A 23,434-nucleotide genomic window follows, 5' to 3' on the forward strand; every position below is an offset into this window, starting at 1 on the left:
CGCCGCAAGCTCGTTGCGATAACCGAGCTTCACCGCGCCTTCGAGTCCCATCGGCCCGAACTCGCCCGTCGGCCACGCCACCGTGAACAGCGGCGCGTCGTAACTCCCGCCGGCCATCGCAATCCCTCCTAGGCCGTACGCCTTGCGCAGCACGATCGTGAAAATTGGCACCGTCGCGTTCGCCGCCGTCAGAAACATCCGCGACGAATGCCGCACCAGCGCCGTCTTCTCGATTTCCGGACCCACCATGATTCCGGGAGTGTCGCACAAAAACAAAATCGGAATGTCAAACGCGTCGCACAACTGAATGAACCGCGCGCCCTTGTCGGCGCCGTCGCTGTCGATCGCCCCCGCCAGATGCTTGGGGTTGTTCGCGACCACTCCAAACGGATGCCCCTCAATTCTGATGAACGCCGCGATCATCGTCAGCCCGAAGTCGCGGCGAATCTCGAGTACCGACCCTGCATCCGCCATCGTCTCGATTACCGTCCGCACGTCGTACACGCGAAGCCGGTTCTCGGGAATAATGTTGCGCAGCAGACGCTGATCCGCGCACGTCCACCCGTTCACCGAGCCCTGGAAGTACGAAAGATATTTCCGCGCGACTTGCACCGCCTCCGACTCATCCTCAACCGCGATATCGACGACCCCATTCGGCAACTGCACCTCCATCGGCCCGATTTCCTCGGGACGAAAGATGCCGAGTCCGCCGCCTTCGATCATCGTCGGCCCGCCCATCCCGATATTCGATCCCTTCGTCGCAATGACCACATCGCAACATCCCAGCAGCGACGCGTTGCCCGCGTAACATCTGCCCGACGTGATGCCGACGAGAGGCACCAGCCCGCTCAGCTTCGGGAAATCATGGAACGATCGCGAATTGTGAAAGCCGCCGTCCGTATCGCCCGGCCGCCCGCCGCCGCCTTCGGCGAACAGCATCAGCGGCAGTCGCAGCTCACGCGCGATCTGGAACATCCGATCTTTCTTGCGATGGTTCTGATGCCCCTGCGTGCCGGCCAGCACCGTGTAGTCATACGACATGACGACGCATCGCGCCTTGTCGGCGCCGAACAAATTTCCATTGACAGTCGCTAGGCCGGTCACGAGCCCGTCCGCCGGCGTATTCTTGATCAGATCGTCAATCGTGCGCCGCCGCCGCTGTGCCGCCACGACAATCGGCCCGTACTCGACGAACGTGCCCGGATCGCACAGCTCGTCGATATTCTCGCGCGCCGTCCGCTGCCCCGTCTTGCGCCGCCGCGCAACCGCATCGGGCCGCGCCGCATCGAGCCCGACCTCATGCCGCTCGATCACCTCCGCCAGATCGGCCCGCACTATCTCGCGGTCTTTAGTTCGCGACCCCACGCCGGCAAGCATAGTCCCGAAACCCCAAAAGAGAAAAACTCGACGCCAAGTCTAATTGACGCCGATCACACGCGGCCGCCAATCCAGATCACTCGTCCGATGATTTTTACATTCGGTACCACCATCGCCTCGTATTTCGGATTGTCGCTGCGCACCAGCAGTTTCCCGTCTGGCCGCCGCTGGATTCGCTTCACCGCCAGCCCGCCGTCATGCCGCAACAGGTAGATCCCGTCCTGGCGAAAGCGCGGCTCCGCCAGATTGGCGAGGATCAAGTCCGAATCCTTGACCGTCGGCGCCATCGAATCGCCCACCACCTCGATCAGGATCAGGTCGCGCGGCTCCGCGTTGAGCGTCCGCTTGACCCACTCCGCGCGGAACGCGATCGAATCCACCACTTGCTCGCTGCGCAGTATCCCCTCGCGCCCGCTCGAGAATCGAATCCGACTGCGCGGCATGAAGATAAAGTCGCCGTGCTCGACCGACCGCGTGATTGCCTGCGCACTCTGCGCCGCCTCGGCTCCCGTCGCCAGCCATTCCACCGACACGCGCCCCGCGCGCGCCAGCGCCACCAGGTTCGCGACGCTCGGCTGCCCCCGCCCCGATAGCCACTTGTAGATTGCGTTGTCCGACACGCCGACCGCCGTCGCCAGCGAGACCACCGAACCGAACGAGTGAATCACCTGTGTCAGCCGGGAGCGAAATGCGGCGTCAACTATAGTGGTTGACATAAATCTCCTAGTGTGAAATAAGATTCATAAAGAGCATGATCCTGCCACAAGCAAACCACTCCCAAATCAAGCCGAAGCCCCCGCCCACGCGCGCGCGTTCGCTCCCTCGCGATCACCGCGCCATGCCCGCGCCCGCTTATCCCCCAATGCTCACCGCCGATCGACCCTGCCGACTACACATCTTTACCTTAGTTCGCGACCCCGCGCCCGCCGCGATCACATTTTTTTTCAATTCGTCTGTCCCGCCCGATCAGTCCGGATCGTTTTCTTCGTCGTCACGCCGTCCTTTACCCACCGAACTCGCGCGGAGGATTTATGGAACCCGCGACCTCTCTCGTTCGTCCCACCGTTTCTAATCGTGTCGTCGCTTGTCTCTGGTGTCACCAAGCTGCCACCCACGCCGAAGTGGTCCGCAACCACGGCCTCTGCCGAGACTGCGCCCACGACAACGTCGAGCTCAGTTGGCGCCTTGTTTACGATCGCGATCGTAACATCGGCTCGATTCCTTCCAATCTTCGCGTCGCCTACGGCTTATGAACGCCGTCCTCAGCCGGATGCCCGCGCTCGACCGCGCTCCGTCGTCTGCGCCGCGCTTCAGTCCCTTTGCGCCCGCCGTGCGAACCACGCTTTACGATCAGATCGTTCATTCGATCGGTGCCGACGCCGCCGACAAACTGATCGCGGACTTCGGCGGTCGCCGCCTGTATATCCCGATTACCCCCGCACCGGGAGATTTGATTGCGCGCTCGATTGGGTTGCTCGCGGCGCTTGCGATGGCGCGCATGTTCGGTAGCGACCGGTTGCTGATTCCGGTCACCAGCGATCATGCGCGCCGGCGCGTGCGAATCATCGCGATGCGCGCCGACAACGTCAGTATCTCGCGCATCGCGCAGCAGCTCCGATGCACCGAGCGCTACGTGTACAAAGTCCTTGCGTTGAATCGCGCTCCCGGAACGCCGGCCGAGTTTCCGCCAACGTCCGCGCCGCTCGACGAGCGATTGAAACGTGGACCAATCAACCAGCGCACCTGACGCCTACAGCCCTGAATTTCTAATCGCCGTCGAACGCGTGCTCGCCGACGAGGGCGGCTATTCGTCGAATGCGGCCGACCCCGGCGGCGTTACCAGGTTCGGAATTTCCGCGCGCTCTAATCCTGGAGTGGACATAGCCGCACTCACGCGCGACGCGGCGGTGAAAATTTATTGGCGCGAATGGTGGCTGCGTTTCGGATTTGCGCAACTGCCCGCCGCGGCCGCCGCCAAGACCTTCGATCTCGCCGTCAACATCGGCGCCGGCCACGCGATCGAATGTCTGCAGCGCGCGCTGCGCGCATGCGGCCGGCCCGTCACGGAAGACGGCGTGCTCGGCGCGGCCACCGCGCTCGAGGCCGCGCGCGCCGACCCGGCCGCGCTGATGGCTGCGCTCCGCTCCGAGGCTGCCTGCCATTACCGGCTGGTCGCAGCGAAGCAGAAGGGCGGCCCCGATTTTATCAAGGGCTGGCTGCTCCGCGCGTATGCATAGCGTCGAGAGGTTTCTCAGGTGACAAAAAAAGCTTTCTGGAAGAGCAAAGGTTTCTGGGGCGGACTCGGCTCGATCCTTACCGGCCTCTCCATAATCTTCACGACCGGCCACGTTTCGACCGAAGCGATGCTGGCGATTGGGACCGGCGGGCTCGCCGTCTACGGGCGAGTCGTCGCCGACACGCCGCTCTCGATCTCCGATCAATCCGAGACCGACGTCGAGGACGCAAAGGCAGATGTACGAAAAAGCAAAGTTCCGGTTGATGCTGATCGCGGCAACTAGCCTGCTCGCCGCTGGATGCGCGCCGACCTACGCGCCGCATCTCGACGCGCCGCCGGCATCTTCGTCAGAGCAATTTCAGGCCGCGCGGCCGACAATCGCGCTCGCGCCCCTGGATCCACCGCCGCAGTTGCCGGATGCGGAGCAAGCGCCGTGTCCGCCCGGGTCGGGGCTGGCCGCGTGCTTCACGCGCGAGCAGGAGGCTGTGCGCCAACTGCGGTTCAAAATTCTCCACGACGATCGCGACTACTGCCGCGACGCCTACGACCGCGCGGTGAAACGTGTTTCTCAATAAAGAATTTTTCGCATTCTCGCTGCTGCTCGCACTGACGTGCGGGGGATGCGCGCAGGTGCACGAGCAGATGTTCACGCTCGAATGCGCCACCGGCCGCGCGCCGCTGCCGGGCGAGCTGGCGCCGGGCACCGCGATGGCGCTCGACGTTTCGACCAGCCCGGTCCCGCTGCTCTTCCCGCCGCATCGCGCGATCGCCCGCTGCGACGACGCCGGCGTGGTGACGATGGAAATCGAGACGCCCGTCGACACGGGACTGAGCCAGCTCTCGACCCCGCTCAGCACCGCCGCGAGCCATGTGACGTACACGCCCTAGACAAAAACGAAGAGGCGAATATGAGTTTGAAAATCCGAAACGGTCTTTCTCCACTCCCTCCGTCCGTCCGGTCCCCCTTCCACCAGGGGAAGGGGTTAGGGGTTAGGTTCCTTCTTTCCCCTCTCCCTGTCAGGGAGAGGATGAAGGTGAGGGTCCGATTACAGCGCGCAATCTTTTTGCGCGCGATTCAGGATTCTGCCGCTGTGCTGCTCTGCGTCCTCGCCTTCGCTCTCGCCGGATGCGCTCAGCAGGGCGGCGGCCTGATGCAGCCGACGGCGAAACAGATCATCAGCGGCAAGAACACGATCGTGCCTCAACGCGCGCCGCGCTCAGCATGGAGGCCACGAATTTCTGCAACGCGCAGGCCCAGGTTGATTACGCCTCCCTCGTGCTCTATTGCGAGGGCAAGACTCCCGCGCTGCCGCTGTCGATCAGCACCACTTATCAGACCGAGACCAATCAGTTCTCGTGCCAGGTGTACGGCTATACCAACTCGAGCAACCAACTCATCGTGCCGCAGACCGTGACGCTCGGTAATTGCCCGACCGGTGTCGCGCCCGCACCCGTGGCTGCCCCGTCGGGCGCCGCGGCGACCTCGGCCAAGAGCTAAGCGGATGAGCAGCGCGGCGGCACTGGCTATCGTCGAGAAGTTTGCGCCGATCATCGCGGACGCGATGGCGCCGGAGGTCGCTGCGCTGTTCAAGTCGCTGCCGTCCGGACTGGTCACGTCGGCGCCGAACTCGGACGTCGAAGTCGCAGTCGCCGCAAATGTCGCGCGCGCGATGCCGGCGGTCACCGCCGCGATGTTCGCGACGATCAAGAACAAGATCGGAATCGCGGTCGCGATTTACGCGACCGAGCATCCGGACGACAGTCTGCAATCCGACGCGGCCTGGATGGACATTCAATCGATGGCCCAGGCGGGCATCGATGCCGAAGGTTTGGACGCCTCGCAGATCGCGGTCAGCACGATCCGCCAGATGGTCGCGTCGGGCATCGAATTGTACCGCGCCGGAATCGGCACGAGAGCGCTGACGGTGCGATGAAAGAACAAGCTCCTCTTTTCAGTACCAAGGCCGCGCTCCGTTGTCGCGCGCGATTGCTCCGCTTCCCTCGAGGGAAGCGGTCAGGGGTTGGGTTCCGCGCCGCAGGCCGGGGGTTAGGTATGTTCCTGACAGCAAACAGCGAGGTGAGCGCGACAACGCAGCGCGCTCAATACTAAAGAGATGGAATGGGGCAACGCCGCAGGATGGACCGCCGCTTTCGTCGCATTCATGGCGGTGAACGCCAGCACGATTCAATGGCTGCTCAAGCGCCGCGACGAACATCGTCAGCGCGACTCCGGCCGCGTCGACGATCTCGAAAGGCAGCTTACCGACTTGCGCTGTGAACCTGCCGCTCGAGTACGTGCGCCGGGAAGACTGGATCATGTTCAGCGGCACGCTCGACGCCAAGCTGGACGCGATGCGCCAAGAAGTGCGCGAGCAAATCGCAGAGGTAAAGGAAAGGCTGTATGCCGGACGCAATTGATCTCGAACAAAAGAATCGCGAGGAAGCGCGCTGGCGGATGCTGCGCGTGGTCGACGCCGGACGTCCGATAGCGGTCTCCGAGCAGATAATCTGGCGCGTGCTCGCCGATATCAAGCTCTCGCTGTCGCTCAACACCGTCCGCCGCGAACTCGCCTACCTGCGCGACCTGGGCTTGCTCGAACTCGAAGGCGAGGGCGGCGAGACCTGGTTCGCGAAACTCACCGCCAGTGGCGTCGATGTCGTCGAGTACAACTTCCCCTCACCCGCCGGCGTCGCGCGCCCGCGCAAATACTGGTGAGCGCCGCGATGAGGAAAAAGAGGCCCAAAGCTGGCGCGTCGGACGGCGAGCCGAAAAGGGTGCCTTTCAGGTCGCTCCCAGCCAGGACGTGGAAGATCAAGTGGATGCCCAAAGATTTAAAGCAGCGGCTCGACAAGCTGCTCAACTCTGGCAAAGTCCATACCTCGGTAGAATTGAAAAAATGGCTGGGAGACAACGGGTTCGAGATCTCGAACCGCTGCATCGACGATTACCGGCACAAGTTTGAGCGCCAGCTCGACTCCGTTCGCCTGGCGACCGCGCAGGCGCGAGAAGTTTGCAAACAATTCGAGAATGACGACGAGCAGATGCAAACTGCGCTGATGCGGTTGGTGCAAACTCGCCTCTTCGAAATCCTGGTCGTCGCCAACGAAAAAGAGACCAGCCGCAAGAAGCGCACCCTCGCTCCAACCGTCGCAGCAGTCAACGTCGCAGCGCTCGCACGTTGTGCGTCGGGACTAGTGAAGGCCGAGACCGAGCATCGCAAGTTGGTCGAACACACGCGCGCAGGAGTGGCGGAGGCAGAGAAGAAAGTCGAGGAGGCGCGGGCGAAGGGGTTGAGCAAGGATGCGGCGCAGCAGATCAAAGCGGTGTTGATGGAGATTTAGTGGGATGAGGGGCTTTGGGCAGAAAGAAAGAATCTTGATCCGCGCGCTGAAAAAAGCGCGCTACACAAGGACCCTCACCTTCATCCTCTCCCTAACAGGGAGAGGAAACGGAAATTGCGGCGCTGATCGAGACTTCGCGTTGAGGGCTTGTGCCCCCGACCAAATACCTCCTCTCCCTGAAAGCGAGACGATCCTTCTGTCTCCTCTCCCTGTTAGGGAGAGGATGAAGGTGAGGGTCCGAATGCAGCGCGCATCTTCCGCGCGCGAGTCGCGATTCTGCCTTTCCTCATCCTCTCTTCGCACCTCGAAGAAACTCATCGATCGCGCAAAGCACTTCCTCCACACTCTCAAGCACCTGGCTGTTCCAGAATCGAAGCACGCGATATCCCTCCGAATTGAGAAACGAGGTGCGGGCTTCATCTTCACCAGATCGCTCAAGATGCTGCGCGCCATCGAGTTCGACGATGACCCGCCTTTCAGGCGAGCAGAAGTCAGCGAAGTAAGGCCCAATCGGGAACTGACGGCGAAACTTGGCGTCGCGCATCTGACGGCTTCGCAGATGCTGCCACAGGATTCGTTCAGCGTCGGTCTGTTCGCGACGCAACCGCCGCGCATTCTCCTGGGACGACACAATCGGCCGCATCATCTCGACTGTTTGTCATCCCCCGAAGAAACACAAGCGCGCGGGCGGCGGCATCCGTTACCGTCTCCTCTCGCTGCAAACGCGAGAGTCCTTCTGTCTCATCTCCCTGTTAGGGAGAGGATGAAGGTGAGGGTCCTTATCCAGCGCGCTATTCCGCGCGCGACTCAGGATTCTGTCCTTCCTCCTTTCGACCTCGTAGCAACTAGCTAATGAACGAACCTCTCTCAATACTACTTCCCTACCAACGCCGATGGCTCGCCGATCAATCGCAGGTCAAGGTCAGCGAGAAATCGCGCCGCATCGGTATCACCTGGACCGAGGCCGCCGACCGCGCGCTTGGGGCCGGCACAACCGGGCGCGCCGGAATCGACGGTTGGTACATCGGTTACAACAAGGACATGGCGCTCGAATTCATCGAGGCGGCCGCGCGATGGGCGCGCCGCTTCAACCGCGCGGCCGAGACAATCGAGGAGATAGTGCTCGAGGACGAGCGCAGCGACATCCTGGCATACAGAATACGGTTCGCGTCGGGGCACAAAATCGTGGCCCTGTCGTCGCGGCCGTCGAATCTGCGCGGCAAAGATGGGTGCGCGGTGATCGACGAAGCCGCGTTTCATGAAGACCTGGCCGGACTTCTGAAGGCGGCCCTCGCGTTCACGATGTGGGGCGGCCTGGTGCGGATAATCAGTACTCACAACGGCGCCAACAATCCCTTCAATGAACTAATCAGTGAGATTCGGGCCGGGCGGAGGCCATACTCACTTCATCGTACTACTTTCGACGAGGCACTGGCCGACGGACTGTACAAAACAATCTGCGAACAGAGCGAAACGGAGTGGAGCGAGGAGAAGCAGCGCGAGTGGCGCCAGCAGATTATCGATTACTACGCCGATAATGTCGGCGAAGAATTGTTCTGTATCCCGCGCGCGTCCTCGGGCGCGTACCTGAGCTCGGTGTTGATCGAGGGGCGGATGAAAGCCGGAATCCCGATCCTGCGTTGGGAAATGCCGGCGGAATTTTCAGGGCGACCGGAAGCGGAGCGTTACTCGGAAACCCAGGCGTGGTGCGAAGACAATATCGCGCCGGCGCTCGCGGCGCTCGATCCGGCCCGCGCGAGCTTCTTCGGCGAAGACTTCGGCCGCTCAGGAGACCTCACTGTAATCTGGCCGCTGCAAATCGCGCCCAACCTGACGCGGCGGACGCCGTTCGTCGTCGAGCTGCGCAATATACCGTTTCGAAACCAGGAGCAGGTGCTGTTCTATGTCGCGGACCACCTGCCCCGATTCACCACCGGCGCGATGGACGCGCGCGGCAACGCACAGTACCTGGCGGAGACCGCGGCGCAGCGCTACGGCGGACGGATCGTGCAGGTGATGCTGTCGGAGGCGTGGTACCGCGAAAATATGCCGCGCTACAAGGCGGCGTTCGAGGACGGCACCATCGAGATTCCAAAGGACGCCGACGTGGTCGCGGACCATCGCGCGATCGTGCTCGAGCAGGGTGTCGCAAAGATTTCGGAAAGACGTGCGGGCAGCGACGGCAAAGGACGGCATGGTGACTCCGCGATGGCGGCGGCGCTGGCGTTCTTCGCGTCACGCGCCGACGCCGGGCAAATCGCATACACCCCGGCGCGCGCATCGGGGAAAAGAGAGAGCGTTGCGGGCCGCGGCGCTTCATTCGGCGCCCCGCCGGTGGAAGAGGATCTGGTTGGCGGGCGCGCGCGCGGATTCTAGCAACGATGAATAGCTACTGGAGATGGAAATGCGAGGAGTGCGGGTACGAGTTTATTCTCGCGCTCATCCGCCTTCCGCAAGCGTGCCATCGATGCGGGAGCGAATGGTTGTTGAAGATTGGCGAGGCCGCTTCGACAGAACATGCAACTGACTAATCGTCCGGAGAGCAACTATGACACTCTATGATGTGTACGGGCGCGAAGTTGATACCGGGATGTTGCGCGAAGAACAGGCGGCGCCGACCATGACCGGAGTGCGAAATATATATTCCGTGATGCACCCAGCGATCGGACTCACGCCCGAGCGATTGACGGCAATCCTCCAGCAGGCGGAGTTTGGAGATCCGTATTTGTCTCTCGAGCTGGCCGAGGAGGTCGAGGAAAAGGACCTCCATTATCTTGCGGTGCTCGGGACTCGCAAGAATGCGGTTGCGCAATTGGACGTAGTAGTGCGGGCGGCGTCGAGCTCGTCCGAGGATCAGCGCGCGGCGGCGATGGTGAGCGAGATGCTCATCGACGGACCGATACAGCTCGACAGCGTGCTGTTCGACGTGCTCGATGTGCTCGGCAAGGGATTTTCGGCGACTGAGATAATGTGGAATACCTCTGGGAGAGAATGGTTTCCCGCGCAGTTGAAGTGGCGCGACCCGCGCTGGTTCGCGTTCGACTGGATCTCCGGCGAGGAGATCCTGGTGCGCACGCTGAAGGGCGAAATAATCCCGGTCGAGAGCGACGCGCAGACGCGACTCCCGACCCATTTCGGGGGCAGCGGCCTGTACTCGTCGAAGAGTCCGGGAATCGGAATACAGCCGATGACGGCGCCGTTGGCGCCGTACAAGTTCGTGACTCATTTTGCGAAGGCGAAAGCCGGGCTGGCGATACGAGGCGGGTTGGCGCGGGCGGCAGGATGGGCATACCTGTTCAAGAACTACGTACTAAAGGACTGGGTAACGTTCACTGAGGTATTCGGGCAGCCATTGAGAGTCGGCAAATACCATCCGGGGGCCTCGGAACAGGACAAGCAGGCATTACTCACTGCAGTATCGCGAATAGGCACTGACGCGGCGGCGATTATGCCGGAGTCGATGATAATAGAGTTTACCGAGGCGCATCAGAATGGCAGTTCCGAATTGTATCAGAACGTTTGCGAATACTTAGACGCGCAAGTGAGTAAGGCAGTGCTCGGGCAGACATTGACTACTGAGATGCCCAGATCGGGAGGCTCGCGAGCTGCCGCGCAAGTGCATGAGGGGGTCCGCCGGGACATCCTCAATGCCGATTCGAAGAGATTGGCGGCGACGCTCGCGCGCGACCTGGTGCGTCCGATCGTCGAGCTGAACATGGGGCCGCAAGTGCGGTATCCGAAGATCGAGTTGGCGCTGCCCGACGACAGTGATGCGAAAGTGTTCGCGGAGATCGTAGCGATGCTGGCGGATCGAGGGCTGAGAGTCGGGCAGAAAACGATACTCGATAAGTTGGGGATCGCGGAGGCGGGCGAGGGCGAGGCGGTATTGGAGGCTATGGGCGCGCGAGAGAGCAACGGGGGAATTTAATTGAATGTGAAACCCGCGGTGGGTTTCACGCTTCCTTCGGCAGGGGTGACCCCTGCACCCGGTATTAGGAAAGATGCGGGGCTTCGCCCCTGTTAGAACTTGTTGGGGGGATCCTGCCCGCAGTTGGCGACTTAGTCGCCATCTGCTTACTGGGAGGGGGGTTCAAGTGTTTGTGTGCAGGCGATCCTTTTTGATTTTGCGGCGGGCTCGGCGGCGGTGCTTCATCTCCAGGAAGATGTCGTCGTACACAAATTTTCTGATCGAGAAACCGCGGGTTGGGAATTTGATTGCGGAGTCTGCGGGGTGGCGTTGGTAGCGGAAGACCTGGATGCCGTTCCACCAGGTTGGTGAGTGATTGCGGGGGGTGCGCAAATCCAGAATCAGTTTGAAGCTTTGCAAAGCGCGCGCGACCAGGTTGTTGGCGGCGCGGGCGGCGCGTTTGTTGGTGTCGTCGATTATGACTACCGCGTCGTCGGCGAGATGCGGGATGGCGAGGGTTACGCCGTCGTACTGATCGTGAAAGGAGTGGCCGCCGTCGTAGAAGTAGGCGCCGATGCGCGCGGGGCGCCATGGCGCGGCGGCGAGGAAAGCGCGGAAGTCCATGTCGTGGAATGTGACCTGGCCGGGCGCGGTGTGCGCGTCGAGGGTGCGGCGGAGCGCGTCGGCGGCGCCGTCGAACTGCGAGAAATTGTCGCATGCGAAGATGCGCGCCTGCGGGTTGGCGGTCGCGGCGCCGACCAGGCTCGCACCTTTGTAGCATCCCACTTCGACGTAAACTTCGCCCGCCTCGAGCGAGGCGACGGCGCAATTGAGGAGCCGCAGTTTGTTCTCGGTGGCCATCCCGGGAATTTCGGCGAGTATATGCGAGAGCGAGCGATCGGTGGGATGGGTCGAGCGGGCGAGGCGGCGCGCGTCGGCAAACTCGGGCCATTGCGCACGGCATCGCTCGAGGAAAGCATCAAAGTTCATTTTTTCAGAAAACTTGAAGCAAGCTGCGAGACCAATCTGGCACGGCGGTGGGTGTCACCAGTACATCGCGGGACCCATCGGACCGACGAGGCCCATGCCGTATGGATTGAACATTTCTTCCTGCATGTCCATGTCCTCCATCTGCTGGGCTTCGAGGTTCTGGCGGGAAATCTCGCCTTCCTTTGACTCGAACTGTTGATTGAGTTTCAACTTCTCGTACTGCTGATAATTTTCCTCGGTGCCGATGTACATGCATTTACAGTAGTCCGGATCGGCCATGTAGTAGTGCAGGTTGCCGGTCTTGCCGACGTAGTAATTGACGTCGAGCGGAACCAGCGACGCCAGTTGCTGCTGGCGCTGCGGAGTGTCGGCGGGAAGCATCCGGAAGCCGGCCGCGGAGAGCATCGGCTCGAGCTGCTCGGCCTTCTGCTGGGCTGTCGGTGGCTGCGGCTCGAGCGATTGAGAGAGCGAGCTGGCGCCGCATCCGGAGAGCGCGGCCGACAACGCGGCGATCAGGAAGATGAGGACGGCAGAAGTTGTCGGGCGTTGCGGCATCGGTTCCTTTTTCACTTTTACACGGTGGCGATGCGGATAGAAAAAAGGGGCGGCCGTTGCGGGCCGCCCCGTGAAGAGTCAATCAGGGGACGGAGTTGACCGGGCTGCCGCTGGCGTCGAACAAGGTCAGTGCGCCGGCGCCGTCGGTGTTAAGGGTGAGCGAGGCGCGCGTCTTGCCGTCGGTGCCGATCAGTGCAAGGCCGGGACGGCCGTCGGGGGTCAGATCCATGCCGATGCGTCCGCGGTTCTCGTCGCCGAGGCGCAAGGTGGGAGTGCCGTCGGTTGCCACGATGATCGAGGCGCGCGGATTGCCGGCCTTGTCCATCAGGCCAATACCGGACTGGCCGTCGGGAGCGACGCCGAGGGTGGCTTGCGGTTTCGCGCTCTGGTCGAACAGCACGACGCGGGCGACACTGCGGGTGAGTCCGACTTCGATGCGCGGCTTGCCGTCGATGCCGTAGATGCCGAGCGCGGGCGCGCCTTCGGAACCGACGCCAAGGCCGGCGCGCAAGGTGCCGCTGCCGTCGAAGACGGCGATTTGCGCGACGCCTTTCTTGGTCACGTTGAACTCGCCACGGGTCTTGCCGCGGCTGTCGACCAGCATGAACTTCTGCGCGGTAATCATCCTGGGCGCGGCGGCAGCGGCGTCGACGGTGCGGGCGGCGAAGATATGGCCGGACACGGCGCCTCCGACGAACGCGGCGGCGAGAGTGACGGTCACGAACCCGATACGCTCTTTGGTGGTCATGGTCGCGGTCTCCTTTCCGGTACCGATGGTTAGGCGATTTTCGGGGTGAAGATTAGCAGGCTTGGTGGGGAGGTTACAAAGCAGGGGCTGCCGATCACTGCACCTCTCATACCACAGCGTGTGCATGGGAAAGGGAGCAACCTCGTGGGCGAAAGTCACGAGCGGTTGTGCTAACCGTGACCACTTCCTAGGATTCGGAGCCGAGTCTCGGTGTGGGCCGGAGGTAGCAGGAAGTCGCGACTGTGGGGGAGCGGAAAAATGAGAGAGCCGATCACGCGGCGGAAGTTCGTGAAGAAGAGCGCAGTCGCAGGGGCCGTGCTCGCGGCCTCCGCGGGACGGGTATTCCTGGTTGCGTCCCGCGTTCTTGCGGCGAGCATCGATCCGGCGGCATCCAGAAAATTCGGCGCCAGCCTAAAAGGCCGGCTGGTCCTGCCAGGCGACAGCGAGTACGAATCCGCGCGCACGCTGTGGAACACTCGCCACGACAAGCATCCTGCGATGATCGCACGATGCGCGGCTACCGATGACGTAGTCCGATGCGTCGAGTTCGCGCGTAAGAATGATCTCGTCGTTGCGATCCGATCCGGCGGCCATGACCCCGCCGGATTTTCCAGCTGCGATGGCGGCCTCGTGATCGATCTCGGCGCGATGGACGCTATCGATGTCGACCATGCTCGCGGGCTCGCGTCGGTGCAGGCTGGCGTTCACGTCGGCCAGCTCTACAGCGCGCTTGGCAAACATGGGCTGGTAGCAGTGTCCGGCTCCTGCCCGACCGTCGGCGTTGGCGGCCTGACAGCCGGCGGTGGCGAAGGCTGGATTTGCAGCAAATACGGCATGGCATGCGACAACGTGCTGGCTGCAGAGGTGGTTACCGCGGACGGGCGCGTTCTGCGCGCTACCTCAAACGTGAACCCCGATTTGTTCTGGGCGATTCGCGGCGGAAGCGGAAATTTCGGCGTCGTAACCAGGTTCGGCCTGCGGACGATTCCACTCGCTCGCGTGATGAAAGGCTCGATTGTCTATCCCGTTTCCCGATGTCGCGAGGTGCTTCGGTTTTGCAGCGAGTTCATAGCCGTCGCACCCGAGGAACTCACGTTAGGCATCAGTTATGGCGTGCCGGGACCCGCCGATCAGATATTCATAACGATTTGCTGGTGCGGCGATCCGGCTCAGGGTGAGCGGGCGATCAAGCCGCTCCGTTCTTTTGCCAAACCTGTCTCGGACGATATCCGTGTAGTCCCCGCAGATCGGGGCCTGATCGACAGTGATGATTCAAGCATGCCGTACTTCGAGAGCGGCGCCTTCATTTCTCACCTTGCCGACCGCGACATCGAGACGCTGTGCGATGCAATCAGCGGGGCGCCATCGCGGTACAGCTTGGAGATGTTTCAGCTTGGCAGGGGAGTCGAGCGCGGCGACAGCGCGTTTCCGCTGCGGACGCCTGGTTTCAACATAGATTTAGTTGGGTCGTGGCGAAGCGCGGCAGAACGCGACGCTGCGGCGGCGTGGGTAGATCAGCGGCGCAAAGCACTGGAAGCGTCGTCCACGGGTGTTTACGTCAACAGCCTTGGAGATCCAGGCATGGCGCGCGCCGCCTTTGGCGCCAACTACGATCGACTCGTGCAACTCAAGAACAAGTATGACCCGACCAACTTCTTTCGCATGAATCAGAACATCAGACCGACGGTTTTAGGTGCCCAATGAAGACTCTGATGATGATAGCTGGAGTGGCCGTCTTCCTTCTGCTCGCCGCCAGAATCAAGCCGGACGCGGATGCGTCTGCAGACGACACCGCCCAGTTGCGGAGTCTTGAAGGGCGAGAACAAGAAGCGGTCAACTCCGGAAAACCGGACGAGCTATCGTCTCTCTACGTGCAGGATGAGAGCCTGATCGTCTTCGACGACGAGGTCCCGTTTGAGTACACCGGTATCGATGCCTGGCGGAAAGCGCTGGAAGGATCGAGGTCCACCGTGCGGAGCCAGGAATTCCACTGGATCAGGCCTGCGAAGATCATGGTGGACGACGGCATCGCTGTTGAGGCCGGCATTGCTCATTGGACCAATGTTTACAAGGACGGCCACAAGTTCGAGTACGACTACAGGGTGACTCAATGCTGGAAGCGAGCAGGCGGCCAATGGCGCATCTTTCACGCACACTATTCGGCACCCTTCGAGGAAGCCACGGGCAAGGCAGTCTTCACGGCAAAGCCGTAGTTCGGAATCGGCGCCGAAATAAACGCGCTTGCTGAATAAATCCGAGCGAGCCGTTGTGCTAAGCGCGATCACTTTCTAGGATTCGGACGCGGGGGTTCAATTCGATCGGCGGAACTCGACAGTGGCGCGCAGTGCCGCTCGCCGTCGGATTGGTATTTCTGCTGTGCGACGCTTCGGTAACGCGCAGTGCGGAAAGGCCTGCGCAGGTGCCCGATGTGCCGCTGGTCGGGCTCGCGCTGGCGAGATTCCATACGCTCACGCGCGCCGAGCGCGCGCTGCTCGAGTTGGCCGACGAGAGCAATATCGGGCGCGGCGAGTTTGCGATTGCGGGCACCAGCGCCGCGCCGCTGGATCCGAGCAACGATCCGAAGAATGCGGCTGTGTGGCCGCACGATCGCGACATCCGCGCGGATTTAATTCGTTGGCTTGCAACCGACGACGCCGCAGGCGCGCGAGTAGACCCTGACCGCATTCATATCCTCGGTGCACGGATCATAGGCTCTCTGCGGCTTTCCCGCTTGCGTATTCCGTTTGGGATTAAGTGCGTAAGATGCGCGATCCCTGATCGCATAGAACTCGCGTCAAGCGAGATTCCCTATCTCAACCTCAACGGCAGCTACATCGGTGAAGTATTTGCGCCTGACCTGAGCGTTCATGGAGAACTGAGCTTCGCGAATGACGAAGCCTTCAGCGACCTTACTGACGGGACGTTTGACGCCTCGGGTTTGGTCGATCTCTACGGCGCTAAAATCGATGGGGCACTCGACTTCGACGGCGGCCACTTTCATTACTCGGATAAGGCGCCGCAGATCTTCAGGAAGCTGAGAATGGCCGTTTTTGCAGCCGCCGCTCAAGTGAGGTTGGACGTCAACGCGTGTTGCGGCTTCGAGTCCGACGGCGATTTCGAGATGCCGGAAGCTTCGATTGGCGCTGATTTCAACTGCATGGACGCACGGTTCATCAATCCCAATAAGTCGGCGCTGACCCTGGTAGAAACCAACGTGGGCGGAGCCATCGTCATGACACCTCACCCGTACGGGCCGAGCGGGCGTTTCGAATCTGACGGAATGGTGAACCTCTGGGGGGCGAAGGCGGAATACTTAGCTGTGGCACAGGCAACTTTTGGCGGAAAGGCCGATGAAGCACACGGCCTGAATGCGAATGGCATCTCGGTTCATAAGGCCTTTCTATGGCAGGACGTAATCTTGGCAAACGGCGCGATGCTTGATCTGTCAGGAGCGAACTTGGGTGCGATAGTCGATGACGAGCGAAGCTGGCCGCAGCCTGGAAAGCTGGCGATCGACAACCTTACCTACGATTCCTTCGGATTTGCCCCATTTGGGACTAGCTCGCCGCGAGACGCGCGAAGCCGCCTTAGATGGCTCGGACTGCAGGATGGGTATCATCCGCAGCCGTATCGTCAACTTGCCAAAGTGCTGCGTGAGAATGGTGATGATGCGGGCGCGATCGAAGTGCTGGTCGCGCAGCAGGACGCGCGCTTTCGCAACGCGAGCTGGCTCGGGCGGGCCTGGGCGAGGTTCCTCAGGATAACAGTCGGCTATGGCCACAAGCCGATGCGCACCGTCCTGTGGTCGCTGGCTGTGATCCTGACGGGCTGGCTGATGGTCACGCTCGGGGCGCGGGCGGGCGTGATGCGCGCGACGTGGCCGGACGCTCCGCCAGCGTCGGAGCCGGTTGCGTACGAGAAATTGCATCTGCTGCTCTATTCGCTGGATGTATTTCTGCCGTTCGTGAACTTGCATCAGGAACATTACTGGTGGCCCGACGCCAACGCTCATGGCGAAGCCGTGGTCATGAATCGGCGCCTCAAACTGTGCGGCGCCGTTCTGCGCTACTACCTTTGGATGCAGGTAATAGCAGGATGGCTGCTGAGCGCGATCTTTGTCGCGGGCGTCACGGGACTAATGAGTAACGACTAGTACCCGTCGATACCTTCGATCAAGGTCAGGCTATCTTTACGTTTCATCAAGGTTCTGCCGCGCGCAAAACCTGAACGCGCGTTAAGTTGTTCTCTCCGTTGCCATTTTTGGATATTCGTTGACCGGATTCGTTCATTGCAAATTTTCCGGGTTGTTGATTTCCGATTGTTTGGGCCGTCTCTATCGCGAAGACCGAAGGCTTTGCAGGCTTTTTTCCCCATCGCGGCGATTGGCACCTTTGATGCTCTACCTATCAGGTAGAGGTGAATGACTATGAAATTCAGCAGAAATCTAATGACGGGGTTGATTGGGCTTGCGATGCTTGCGGCGCCGATCACTGCGGCTGCCCAGGATCGCGATAGCGGCAAGTACGACTCGCATCAGGCGCAAGTGCAATCGCATGACAATGCTCCGGCACGCACCGCCGCGCCGGCGATTGCGACTCGCAAAGAGTCCCGCGATCAGCGCGATGCCCGGAGCTTCAATACAGGGCCGGTGGTGACGGAGCATCGTGACGTGCGGGTCGATCGCGACCACGACGCCGATCGATGGAAGCATGACGGAGACCGCGATTACCGCAACTATGGCGATCGCGACCGCGACTACGATGGCCCGTACGCTGTCGAGGCTCCTATCTATGTGATGCCACGCGGGTATGCCGGCGGAGCGTGCGGATGGGCGCGGCATCTTCGTACTGTGTACGAGCAGGACCGCAATACCGGTCATCCGGCTGCGGCCGCCGACCTGCTGCCGCAACTGCGTAAGGCGGAGCGCGCCTGTGGCGGAGTACCCTACGGCTACAATTTCTACCGGTAACCTCCGTTAGGACTCGCGATTGCTCACGGTCCTGACGACCGACGCGCCCCGTCTCCTCCCGGCGGGGCGCGTTCTTGTTTTAGCAAGCTCATTCCGGGGCGCTAGAAGCGTTAGACGTTGACAACAAAGCTGGGAACGCAAACACTGGCCGCCATGCGATTAGCTGTCATCTGTATCCTGGCTTCCGTGTTGATCTCCTCAGCAAGCCTCGCCCAAGAGGTTCCTGTCTTTGCGATCACGCCATTGGACAGCTCGATCAAATTCGATGTGGAAGCGTCGGTGGCGATCAAGGGCACTTTCGACAAATGGAAGGCGACCCTGACCTTCACATCTCCGGACGTGGCGACAGGGGTCTTGGACGTCGGGATTCAGGCTGCCACCGTCGATACTGGGAGCAGCTTGAAGAACGGCAAGCTGAAGGGCCCCGACTTCTTCGATGTAGTCCGGAATCCGTTGATCACATTTAAATCAACCAAAATTGTGCAGACCGGTCCTGACACTTTTGAAGTAGACGGCGACTTTACGATTCGCGGAGTTACAAGGTCTGAGAAGCTGACACTTGCGGTGTCCGGCAAGGGGACCGGCTCGGGCTTGATTAAAGGGACACTATATTTCGACCGCAAGGACTACGGGATGAACAGCGGCATCCCCTTCATCAAAATCGCCAACCGCGTCGAGGTAAACGTCGCCCTCAAGGCGAAGCGAACCAGCGGCCCCCCAGTCGTCCTGAAGCAGTAGCCAACCCAGGCAATCTGGGATCGAATCGCGTGCAAGCCGACGAGGCGGGTGCTGATGCGATCGAACGGATGTGTGCTTTGAGGAACTTCGATCGCGTTCGGGCGAGCACTCACTTCGGGCTATGCTCTGCTTGACTAGTAGTTAACACGCAACCTGACTCCGCCGTCCGGTTTGTCTCTGCACGACCACGCACGATCGGAAGTCGCTGTCTCAGGTGGGCGAAGGAGAGCACGTGCGCCCTGGTTTGCGGACTGGCGGGATCGTTTTGGCGGCACTTATCGCGGCGTCGATTCTGATGGCGGTGGTGCGCGCGGGTGTCGGCGCGGTGAGTGCGGACCGCGTGCTCGGACAAATCAATTTCACCAATAACCAGGTGAACTTTGTCGACGCGATCGGCATGAACGCGCCGGCTGACGTGACGATCGACAAAGCCAGCGGCCACGTGATCGTCGCGGACTCGCAGAACAATCGGGTGCTGGGATGGAAGAGCGCGCCGGCGTTCGCGTCGGGCGGCGCGGCGGACCTCGTTATAGGACAGCCGGATTTCAATTCGTCGGGATGCAATCAGAATGCACCGGCGCCGAGCGCGACCAGCCTGTGCCAGCCGATCGGAGTCGCGGTTGACCTGGCGCACAACGTTCACGTCGGCGACACGCAGAACAATCGAGTGTTGGTATTCGCGGATCCGTTCGCGGCCCTTCTGAGCTCGGATCAAGCGAGTGACTTTGCGGCTGCCGACGTGTTCGGACAGGCGGGGAGCTTTGTCACGAACATGCCGAATGCCGGCGGGCTGAGCGCCGACAGTCTCGACAGTCCGCAGGGCGTGGCGCTCGATGCCAGCGGGAACCTGTACGTCGCCGACGTGAATAATAATCGCGCGCTGGTTTTTTTCTCGCCCCTTCCGATGACGAGGGTGAAGGGAACACCGGGGAATTTCGGCGACGCGACTGCCGACGTGGCGGTCGGACAGCCGGACCTCTTAAGCGGTGCGTGCAACCAGGGCGGCGGCGCGGCGCTCACGACCTTGTGCATGACGCCGTTCTTCGGGGTTGGGATCGCCGTCGATAGCGCCGACAATCTCTACGTCGCCGACACGAATAACAATCGGGCGCTAGAGTACAACGGGCCGTTCGGCTACGGGCAGGCCAACAATGTCTCGGCCGACCTGGTTTTCGAGGGCAACAACCTCGCGCGGCCGTCGGGAGTCGCGGCCGACTCGAACGGAAATTTTTACGTTTCATCGGAGTCGCATAACCAGGTGTATGAGTACACGCAGCCGGTGCCGCTGATGAGGTCGGACCTGCTCAACCTCGAGATCGGGCCGGGGGCGGATAATCCGAACGCGGCGTCGCTGCAATTCCCGATGGGCCTGGCGATCGACGCGGTCAACAATCTTTACGTCGCCGACCAGGCCAACAACCGCGTGCTCGAGTTCAACGAGGGCGGCTCGCCCGGAAACAAGGTCGCCAACGGCGCAGGCGGACAGATCGATCGGGCGCATAATGGGCCGAACTACGTGGATGCGATCGGCGAGCATTCAGCGGGCGGAATCGCGGTGGACGCGACGACGGACCCGCCGCAGCGTCATCTATATGTCGCCGATACCGTGAACAATCGCGTGCTCGGTTGGAGAGACATGTCTTCGTTTGCCGCGCAGCCGGCGGACATCGCGTTCGGGCAGCCCGACCTCTTCTCGTACAAGTGCAACAACGGCGCAGCGGCGGGCGACGTGGCCGGACTCGGAGCGGACAGCCTCTGCGGGCCGGCGCGGATGGCGGTCGATCAGAGGGGGAATCTGTACATGGCGGATTCGGGCAACAATCGCGTGCTGGTGTACAACACGCCGTTCGACGCGGCCAGCGGCGAGCCGGGCGCGGGCGATACGTCGGCGGATTTCGTTTATGGGCAGGGCGGATCGTTCACCACCAGGAGCTCCAACCTCAACGGCGCGAGTGCGATCACGTTGAGCAATCCCGCGGCGGTGGCGCTCGACGGCGCTGGCAACATCTATATAGCGGACACGGGAAACAATCGAATGCTCGAATTCGCAAAGGCGGGCAATCCGCCGGTCGCATCGGATGCGATTGCGAATCGATCCTACGGACAAGGCGCGGTATCCGATTTCTCCGACACGCTATGCGCCGACGGCGTGAGTGGGGATCCGTCGCCGAGCGCGCACGCGATGTGCAATCCGGGCGGCGTCGCGCTCGACGCGTCGGGGGACCTGTTCGTGGCCGACTCGGGCAATGACCGGGTGATCGAAATCGACTCGCCGCTCGAAGGCACGCAGAATGCGACGCGGGTGTTCGGGCAGGCGGGCGACTTCACGGCGTCGGGATGCAATCGCGGTGCGATGGCGCCGGACGCGTCAACGTTGTGCGCACCGGCGGGCTTGATGCTCGATCTGTTCGGTGACCTGTGGGTGGCAGACACGAACAACGATCGCGTGCTCGAGTACGATGCGCCGTTCGGCGCGGACATCGCGGCGGCGATGGCGCTGGGGCAGGGCGGTGCCAGCAACTTCACGACTTCGGGATGCGATCGTGGTATCGCGCCGGGCGACCTGCTCGGACTTGGCGCGGACAGCTTGTGCGCGCCGGCCGCGGTGGCGCTCGATGCGAACGTCGATCTCTACGTCGCGGACGCGGGCAATAACCGGTCGATGGTCTATGACGGGATACTCGCGACGCCGACGCCGACCGCGACCGCGACTGTATCTGCTACCCCGACCGCGACCGTGACCGCGACGGTAACTGCGACCGCATCGGCGACGGCAACCGCGTCGTCAACGGCAACGGCGACGGCAACTTCGACGCCGTCGGCTACACCGACGCCGACGCCGGCGATGGGCGGCAAACTCAAGCTGATGCCGAAGTCGATTAAGTTCGGCAAGGTTGCCATCGGGAGCCATTCGGGGTCGCGCATGCTGCAGATCGGGAACGCGGGCACCGTGACGCTGGCGGCATCGGTGCCGACGCAGGGCGCGCCGTTCGTAGTGAGCGGGGGAGAATTCACGGTCAGTCCGCATGGCTCGACGAGGGTAACGATCGAGTTCGCACCGACCGTGAAGGGGACGGCGCGCGGAGTGCTCGAAATCACGAGCAGCGACCCGAAGCATCGCACGGTCAAGGTGAAGATGAGTGGGATTGGCAAGTGAGGAGGCAGGGGAACTTAATCTAATGCGAAACCCGCCTGGGTTTCACACTTCCTCGGGCAGGGGTGACCTCCTTCGGCTTCGCTCAGGACAAGCCCTGCACCCAGTGAAAAGAGAAGATGCGGGACTTCGTCCTAACCTCATCCTTGTCCGAGGAGAGGTCAGGATCGAGAGTTCGGATTCGGCATCCTTCGACGCAATCTTGCGCTGAATGATGCTTGTTTGACGCCGTTACGAACTCGGTGCTTTGAAAGCGTGGTTTTAGATCGTTGTTAGTCAATTTCCTTGTCTTTAGACGGGTGTAATGGTACTAAGTCGCAATCTTAGAACTTTGTGCCCGCGGCAACCATTACCGTGGGCCGAAAGTTTTAAGTCTGCGCTGGGCGGGCTTCACAGGAGGGAGATCATGGCTCTTGCTAGTTTCGGCGTTTCGTCGCGCGCGCGCTTTACGATCGCCACGGCATCGATTGGCGCGGTCGCGATATTGGCGTTAGTCGTCCTGACGTTCGGATCGCGAATCGGTGGGGCGATAGTGGGTTCGCCAAACTCCGAAGTTGCCGGCCGAATCATCCCGGCGTCGGCGGGATCGCAGAATCCGGAGGAACTCCGCAAGGAAGCGCTGAACAAGATTGCCGGGCTGCCGCTCTATTTCGAGGTCAATCGCGGGCAGGTCGATCCGAACGTGCGCTATCTCGCGCCAGCGGACGGTACTCGCTGTTCCTGACCGACGACGCCGCGGTGTTCGCCTTGATCGGCGGCGAGATGCACAAGAGCCCGCTGCCGGCGGGAATCATAGGCAAGAGCGATAGCGAAACGAAGCTTACCGAGTCGGCGGTGCGAGTGCGCCTGGTTGGTGCGAATCCGCATCCGCAAGTCGAAGGACTGGAGCCACTACCGGGGCGCGTGAACTACCTGATTGGCGCGGAAAAGAACTGGCATCGCGACATTCCGACCTTCGGCCGCGTGCGATTTCACGATGTTTACCCGGGCGTCGATGTTGTCTATTACGGCACGCCCGAGGCCCTCGAATACGATCTGGTGGCGGCGCCGGGCGCGGACACGTCGAAGATAAAGTTTGCGATCGAGGGTCCGGCTAAAACCACCCAGACCGCTGCAGGCGACCTTTTGATTGCGACCCTCTCCGGCACGATAAGGATCTCCAAGCCGCAGAACTATCAGCAGAATGCCGACGGCAGCCGGACCCCGATTGAAGGCAGCTTCCAACTTGCTAAAGACGGCACCGCGGTGGCTGGTGTCCCAACCCGAGAAGTGGGGTTAAGGTGGCTGACTACGACCGCAACAAGACGTTGTATATCGATCCGGCGGTAGTTCCGACCATCGTTTATTCGACCTATTTCGGAGGACATGCACAGCAAACCGGGCCGGTGAACCTCGAGCAGTTCGGTCCGGTTGTGAAT

26 protein-coding genes and 1 pseudogene are annotated in these 23,434 nt (G+C 61.6%); 20 read left to right on the top strand and 7 right to left on the bottom strand.

The features are described 5' to 3' along the window. Together VJX68_RS02210 and VJX68_RS02215 are read right to left on the bottom strand one after the other, a co-directional pair. Nucleotides 1-1,347 (bottom strand): annotated as a pseudogene (locus VJX68_RS02210) (acyl-CoA carboxylase subunit beta); the annotation flags it as partial. Nucleotides 1,348-1,430: 83 nt separating this feature from the next. Next, nucleotides 1,431-2,093 (bottom strand): XRE family transcriptional regulator, encoded by a 663-nt coding sequence (locus tag VJX68_RS02215; protein ID WP_324094006.1) that lies wholly within the window; start codon nt 2,091-2,093, stop codon nt 1,431-1,433. A 533-nt stretch (nt 2,094-2,626) separates the two neighbouring features. Here VJX68_RS02215 and VJX68_RS02220 point away from each other — a divergent pair. The 10 genes from VJX68_RS02220 to VJX68_RS02265 all read left to right on the top strand — a co-directional run bounded on the left by VJX68_RS02220 (nt 2,627) and on the right by VJX68_RS02265 (nt 6,955). Continuing rightward, nucleotides 2,627-3,124 (top strand): helix-turn-helix domain-containing protein, encoded by a 498-nt coding sequence (locus tag VJX68_RS02220; RefSeq protein WP_324094007.1) that lies wholly within the window; start codon nt 2,627-2,629, stop codon nt 3,122-3,124. Next, nucleotides 3,099-3,614 (top strand): glycosyl hydrolase 108 family protein, encoded by a 516-nt coding sequence (locus VJX68_RS02225; protein WP_324094008.1) that lies wholly within the window; start codon nt 3,099-3,101, stop codon nt 3,612-3,614. The genes VJX68_RS02220 and VJX68_RS02225 overlap by 26 nt, the downstream gene beginning before the upstream one ends. A gap of 18 nt (nt 3,615-3,632) precedes the next feature. Then, nucleotides 3,633-3,896 (top strand): hypothetical protein, encoded by a 264-nt coding sequence (locus VJX68_RS02230; RefSeq protein WP_324094009.1) that lies wholly within the window; start codon nt 3,633-3,635, stop codon nt 3,894-3,896. Next, nucleotides 3,850-4,188 (top strand): hypothetical protein, encoded by a 339-nt coding sequence (locus tag VJX68_RS02235; protein WP_324094010.1) that lies wholly within the window; start codon nt 3,850-3,852, stop codon nt 4,186-4,188. The genes VJX68_RS02230 and VJX68_RS02235 overlap by 47 nt, the downstream gene beginning before the upstream one ends. Beyond that, nucleotides 4,175-4,501 (top strand): hypothetical protein, encoded by a 327-nt coding sequence (locus VJX68_RS02240; RefSeq protein ID WP_324094011.1) that lies wholly within the window; start codon nt 4,175-4,177, stop codon nt 4,499-4,501. The genes VJX68_RS02235 and VJX68_RS02240 overlap by 14 nt, the downstream gene beginning before the upstream one ends. Before the next feature lie 334 nt (nt 4,502-4,835). Beyond that, a complete protein-coding gene (locus VJX68_RS02245) occupies nt 4,836-5,111 on the top strand; it encodes a hypothetical protein (protein ID WP_324094012.1) in 276 nt (91 codons plus the stop codon). 4 nt (nt 5,112-5,115) lie between these two features. Continuing rightward, on the top strand, nt 5,116-5,547 hold the full coding sequence (locus tag VJX68_RS02250; protein WP_324094013.1) for a hypothetical protein: 432 nt from the start codon (nt 5,116-5,118) through the stop codon (nt 5,545-5,547). A gap of 340 nt (nt 5,548-5,887) precedes the next feature. Further along, the gene (locus tag VJX68_RS02255; protein ID WP_324094014.1) at nt 5,888-6,031 is read left to right on the top strand and encodes a hypothetical protein; all 144 of its coding nucleotides are present in this window, start codon (nt 5,888-5,890) and stop codon (nt 6,029-6,031) included. Beyond that, complete coding sequence (locus tag VJX68_RS02260) at nt 6,015-6,329, top strand: hypothetical protein (RefSeq protein ID WP_324094015.1); 315 nt, start codon at nt 6,015-6,017, stop codon at nt 6,327-6,329. Before VJX68_RS02255 ends, VJX68_RS02260 begins: the two co-directional genes overlap by 17 nt. Nucleotides 6,330-6,433: 104 nt before the next feature. Further along, nucleotides 6,434-6,955, top strand: a complete 522-nt coding sequence (locus tag VJX68_RS02265) for a phage protein Gp27 family protein (RefSeq protein WP_324094016.1) — start codon at nt 6,434-6,436, stop codon at nt 6,953-6,955. Between the two features lie 286 nt (nt 6,956-7,241). On the opposite strand, the gene VJX68_RS02270 is transcribed toward VJX68_RS02265, so the two are convergent. After that, on the bottom strand, nt 7,242-7,601 hold the full coding sequence (locus VJX68_RS02270) for an endonuclease domain-containing protein (protein ID WP_324094017.1): 360 nt from the start codon (nt 7,599-7,601) through the stop codon (nt 7,242-7,244). A gap of 206 nt (nt 7,602-7,807) precedes the next feature. Here VJX68_RS02270 and VJX68_RS02275 point away from each other — a divergent pair, with 206 nt between their 5' ends. Together VJX68_RS02275 and VJX68_RS02280 are read left to right on the top strand one after the other, a co-directional pair. Continuing rightward, nucleotides 7,808-9,331, top strand: a complete 1,524-nt coding sequence (locus VJX68_RS02275) for a hypothetical protein (protein WP_324094018.1) — start codon at nt 7,808-7,810, stop codon at nt 9,329-9,331. Between the two features lie 172 nt (nt 9,332-9,503). Further along, on the top strand, nt 9,504-10,883 hold the full coding sequence (locus VJX68_RS02280) for a DUF935 domain-containing protein (protein ID WP_324094019.1): 1,380 nt from the start codon (nt 9,504-9,506) through the stop codon (nt 10,881-10,883). Between the two features lie 162 nt (nt 10,884-11,045). Here VJX68_RS02280 and VJX68_RS02285 read toward each other — a convergent pair whose 3' ends face one another. The 3 genes from VJX68_RS02285 to VJX68_RS02295 form a co-directional block, all read right to left on the bottom strand. Beyond that, nucleotides 11,046-11,852: a class I SAM-dependent methyltransferase gene (locus VJX68_RS02285; RefSeq protein WP_324094020.1), complete on the bottom strand. Its 807-nt coding sequence runs from the start codon at nt 11,850-11,852 to the stop codon at nt 11,046-11,048. A 54-nt stretch (nt 11,853-11,906) separates the two neighbouring features. Next, nucleotides 11,907-12,422 (bottom strand): hypothetical protein, encoded by a 516-nt coding sequence (locus VJX68_RS02290; protein WP_324094021.1) that lies wholly within the window; start codon nt 12,420-12,422, stop codon nt 11,907-11,909. 67 nt (nt 12,423-12,489) lie between these two features. Then, a complete protein-coding gene (locus tag VJX68_RS02295) occupies nt 12,490-13,155 on the bottom strand; it encodes a hypothetical protein (RefSeq protein ID WP_324094022.1) in 666 nt (221 codons plus the stop codon). 258 nt (nt 13,156-13,413) lie between these two features. On the opposite strand from VJX68_RS02295, the gene VJX68_RS02300 reads away from it, so the two are divergent. The 3 genes from VJX68_RS02300 to VJX68_RS02310 all read left to right on the top strand — a co-directional run bounded on the left by VJX68_RS02300 (nt 13,414) and on the right by VJX68_RS02310 (nt 17,308). Next, nucleotides 13,414-14,859, top strand: coding sequence for an FAD-binding oxidoreductase (locus VJX68_RS02300; protein ID WP_324094023.1), 1,446 nt, complete (start codon nt 13,414-13,416; stop codon nt 14,857-14,859). Then, entirely contained in the window at nt 14,856-15,368 is a 513-nt protein-coding gene (locus VJX68_RS02305) for a YybH family protein (protein ID WP_324094024.1), read from the top strand. The genes VJX68_RS02300 and VJX68_RS02305 overlap by 4 nt, the downstream gene beginning before the upstream one ends. 131 nt (nt 15,369-15,499) lie before the next feature. Then, complete coding sequence (locus tag VJX68_RS02310) at nt 15,500-17,308, top strand: hypothetical protein (protein ID WP_324094025.1); 1,809 nt, start codon at nt 15,500-15,502, stop codon at nt 17,306-17,308. Here VJX68_RS02310 and VJX68_RS02315 read toward each other — a convergent pair. After that, entirely contained in the window at nt 17,305-17,544 is a 240-nt protein-coding gene (locus VJX68_RS02315) for a hypothetical protein (protein WP_324094026.1), read from the bottom strand. The two genes, VJX68_RS02310 and VJX68_RS02315, sit on opposite strands and share 4 nt — an antisense overlap. Before the next feature lie 37 nt (nt 17,545-17,581). On the opposite strand from VJX68_RS02315, the gene VJX68_RS02320 reads away from it, so the two are divergent. The 5 genes from VJX68_RS02320 (at nt 17,582) to VJX68_RS02340 (ending at nt 23,345) form a co-directional block, all read left to right on the top strand. Then, a complete protein-coding gene (locus VJX68_RS02320; RefSeq protein ID WP_324094027.1) occupies nt 17,582-18,124 on the top strand; it encodes a hypothetical protein in 543 nt (180 codons plus the stop codon). A 117-nt stretch (nt 18,125-18,241) separates the two neighbouring features. Further along, entirely contained in the window at nt 18,242-18,862 is a 621-nt protein-coding gene (locus VJX68_RS02325) for a YceI family protein (RefSeq protein WP_324094028.1), read from the top strand. 265 nt (nt 18,863-19,127) lie between these two features. After that, complete coding sequence (locus VJX68_RS02330; protein WP_324094029.1) at nt 19,128-22,019, top strand: choice-of-anchor D domain-containing protein; 2,892 nt, start codon at nt 19,128-19,130, stop codon at nt 22,017-22,019. Nucleotides 22,020-22,422: 403 nt separating this feature from the next. Then, nucleotides 22,423-22,740 carry a hypothetical protein gene (locus VJX68_RS02335; RefSeq protein WP_324094030.1) on the top strand — a complete coding sequence of 106 codons (318 nt, stop codon included), beginning with the start codon at nt 22,423-22,425 and terminating at the stop codon, nt 22,738-22,740. A 14-nt stretch (nt 22,741-22,754) separates the two neighbouring features. After that, a complete protein-coding gene (locus VJX68_RS02340) occupies nt 22,755-23,345 on the top strand; it encodes a DUF7948 domain-containing protein (protein ID WP_324094031.1) in 591 nt (196 codons plus the stop codon). Nucleotides 23,346-23,434 lie beyond the last annotated feature (89 nt).

It is taken from the genome of Binatus sp. (SeqCode), from assembly GCF_035272065.1.
In the GTDB taxonomy this organism is placed as follows: Bacteria; Desulfobacterota; Binatia; order Binatales; family Binataceae; genus Binatus.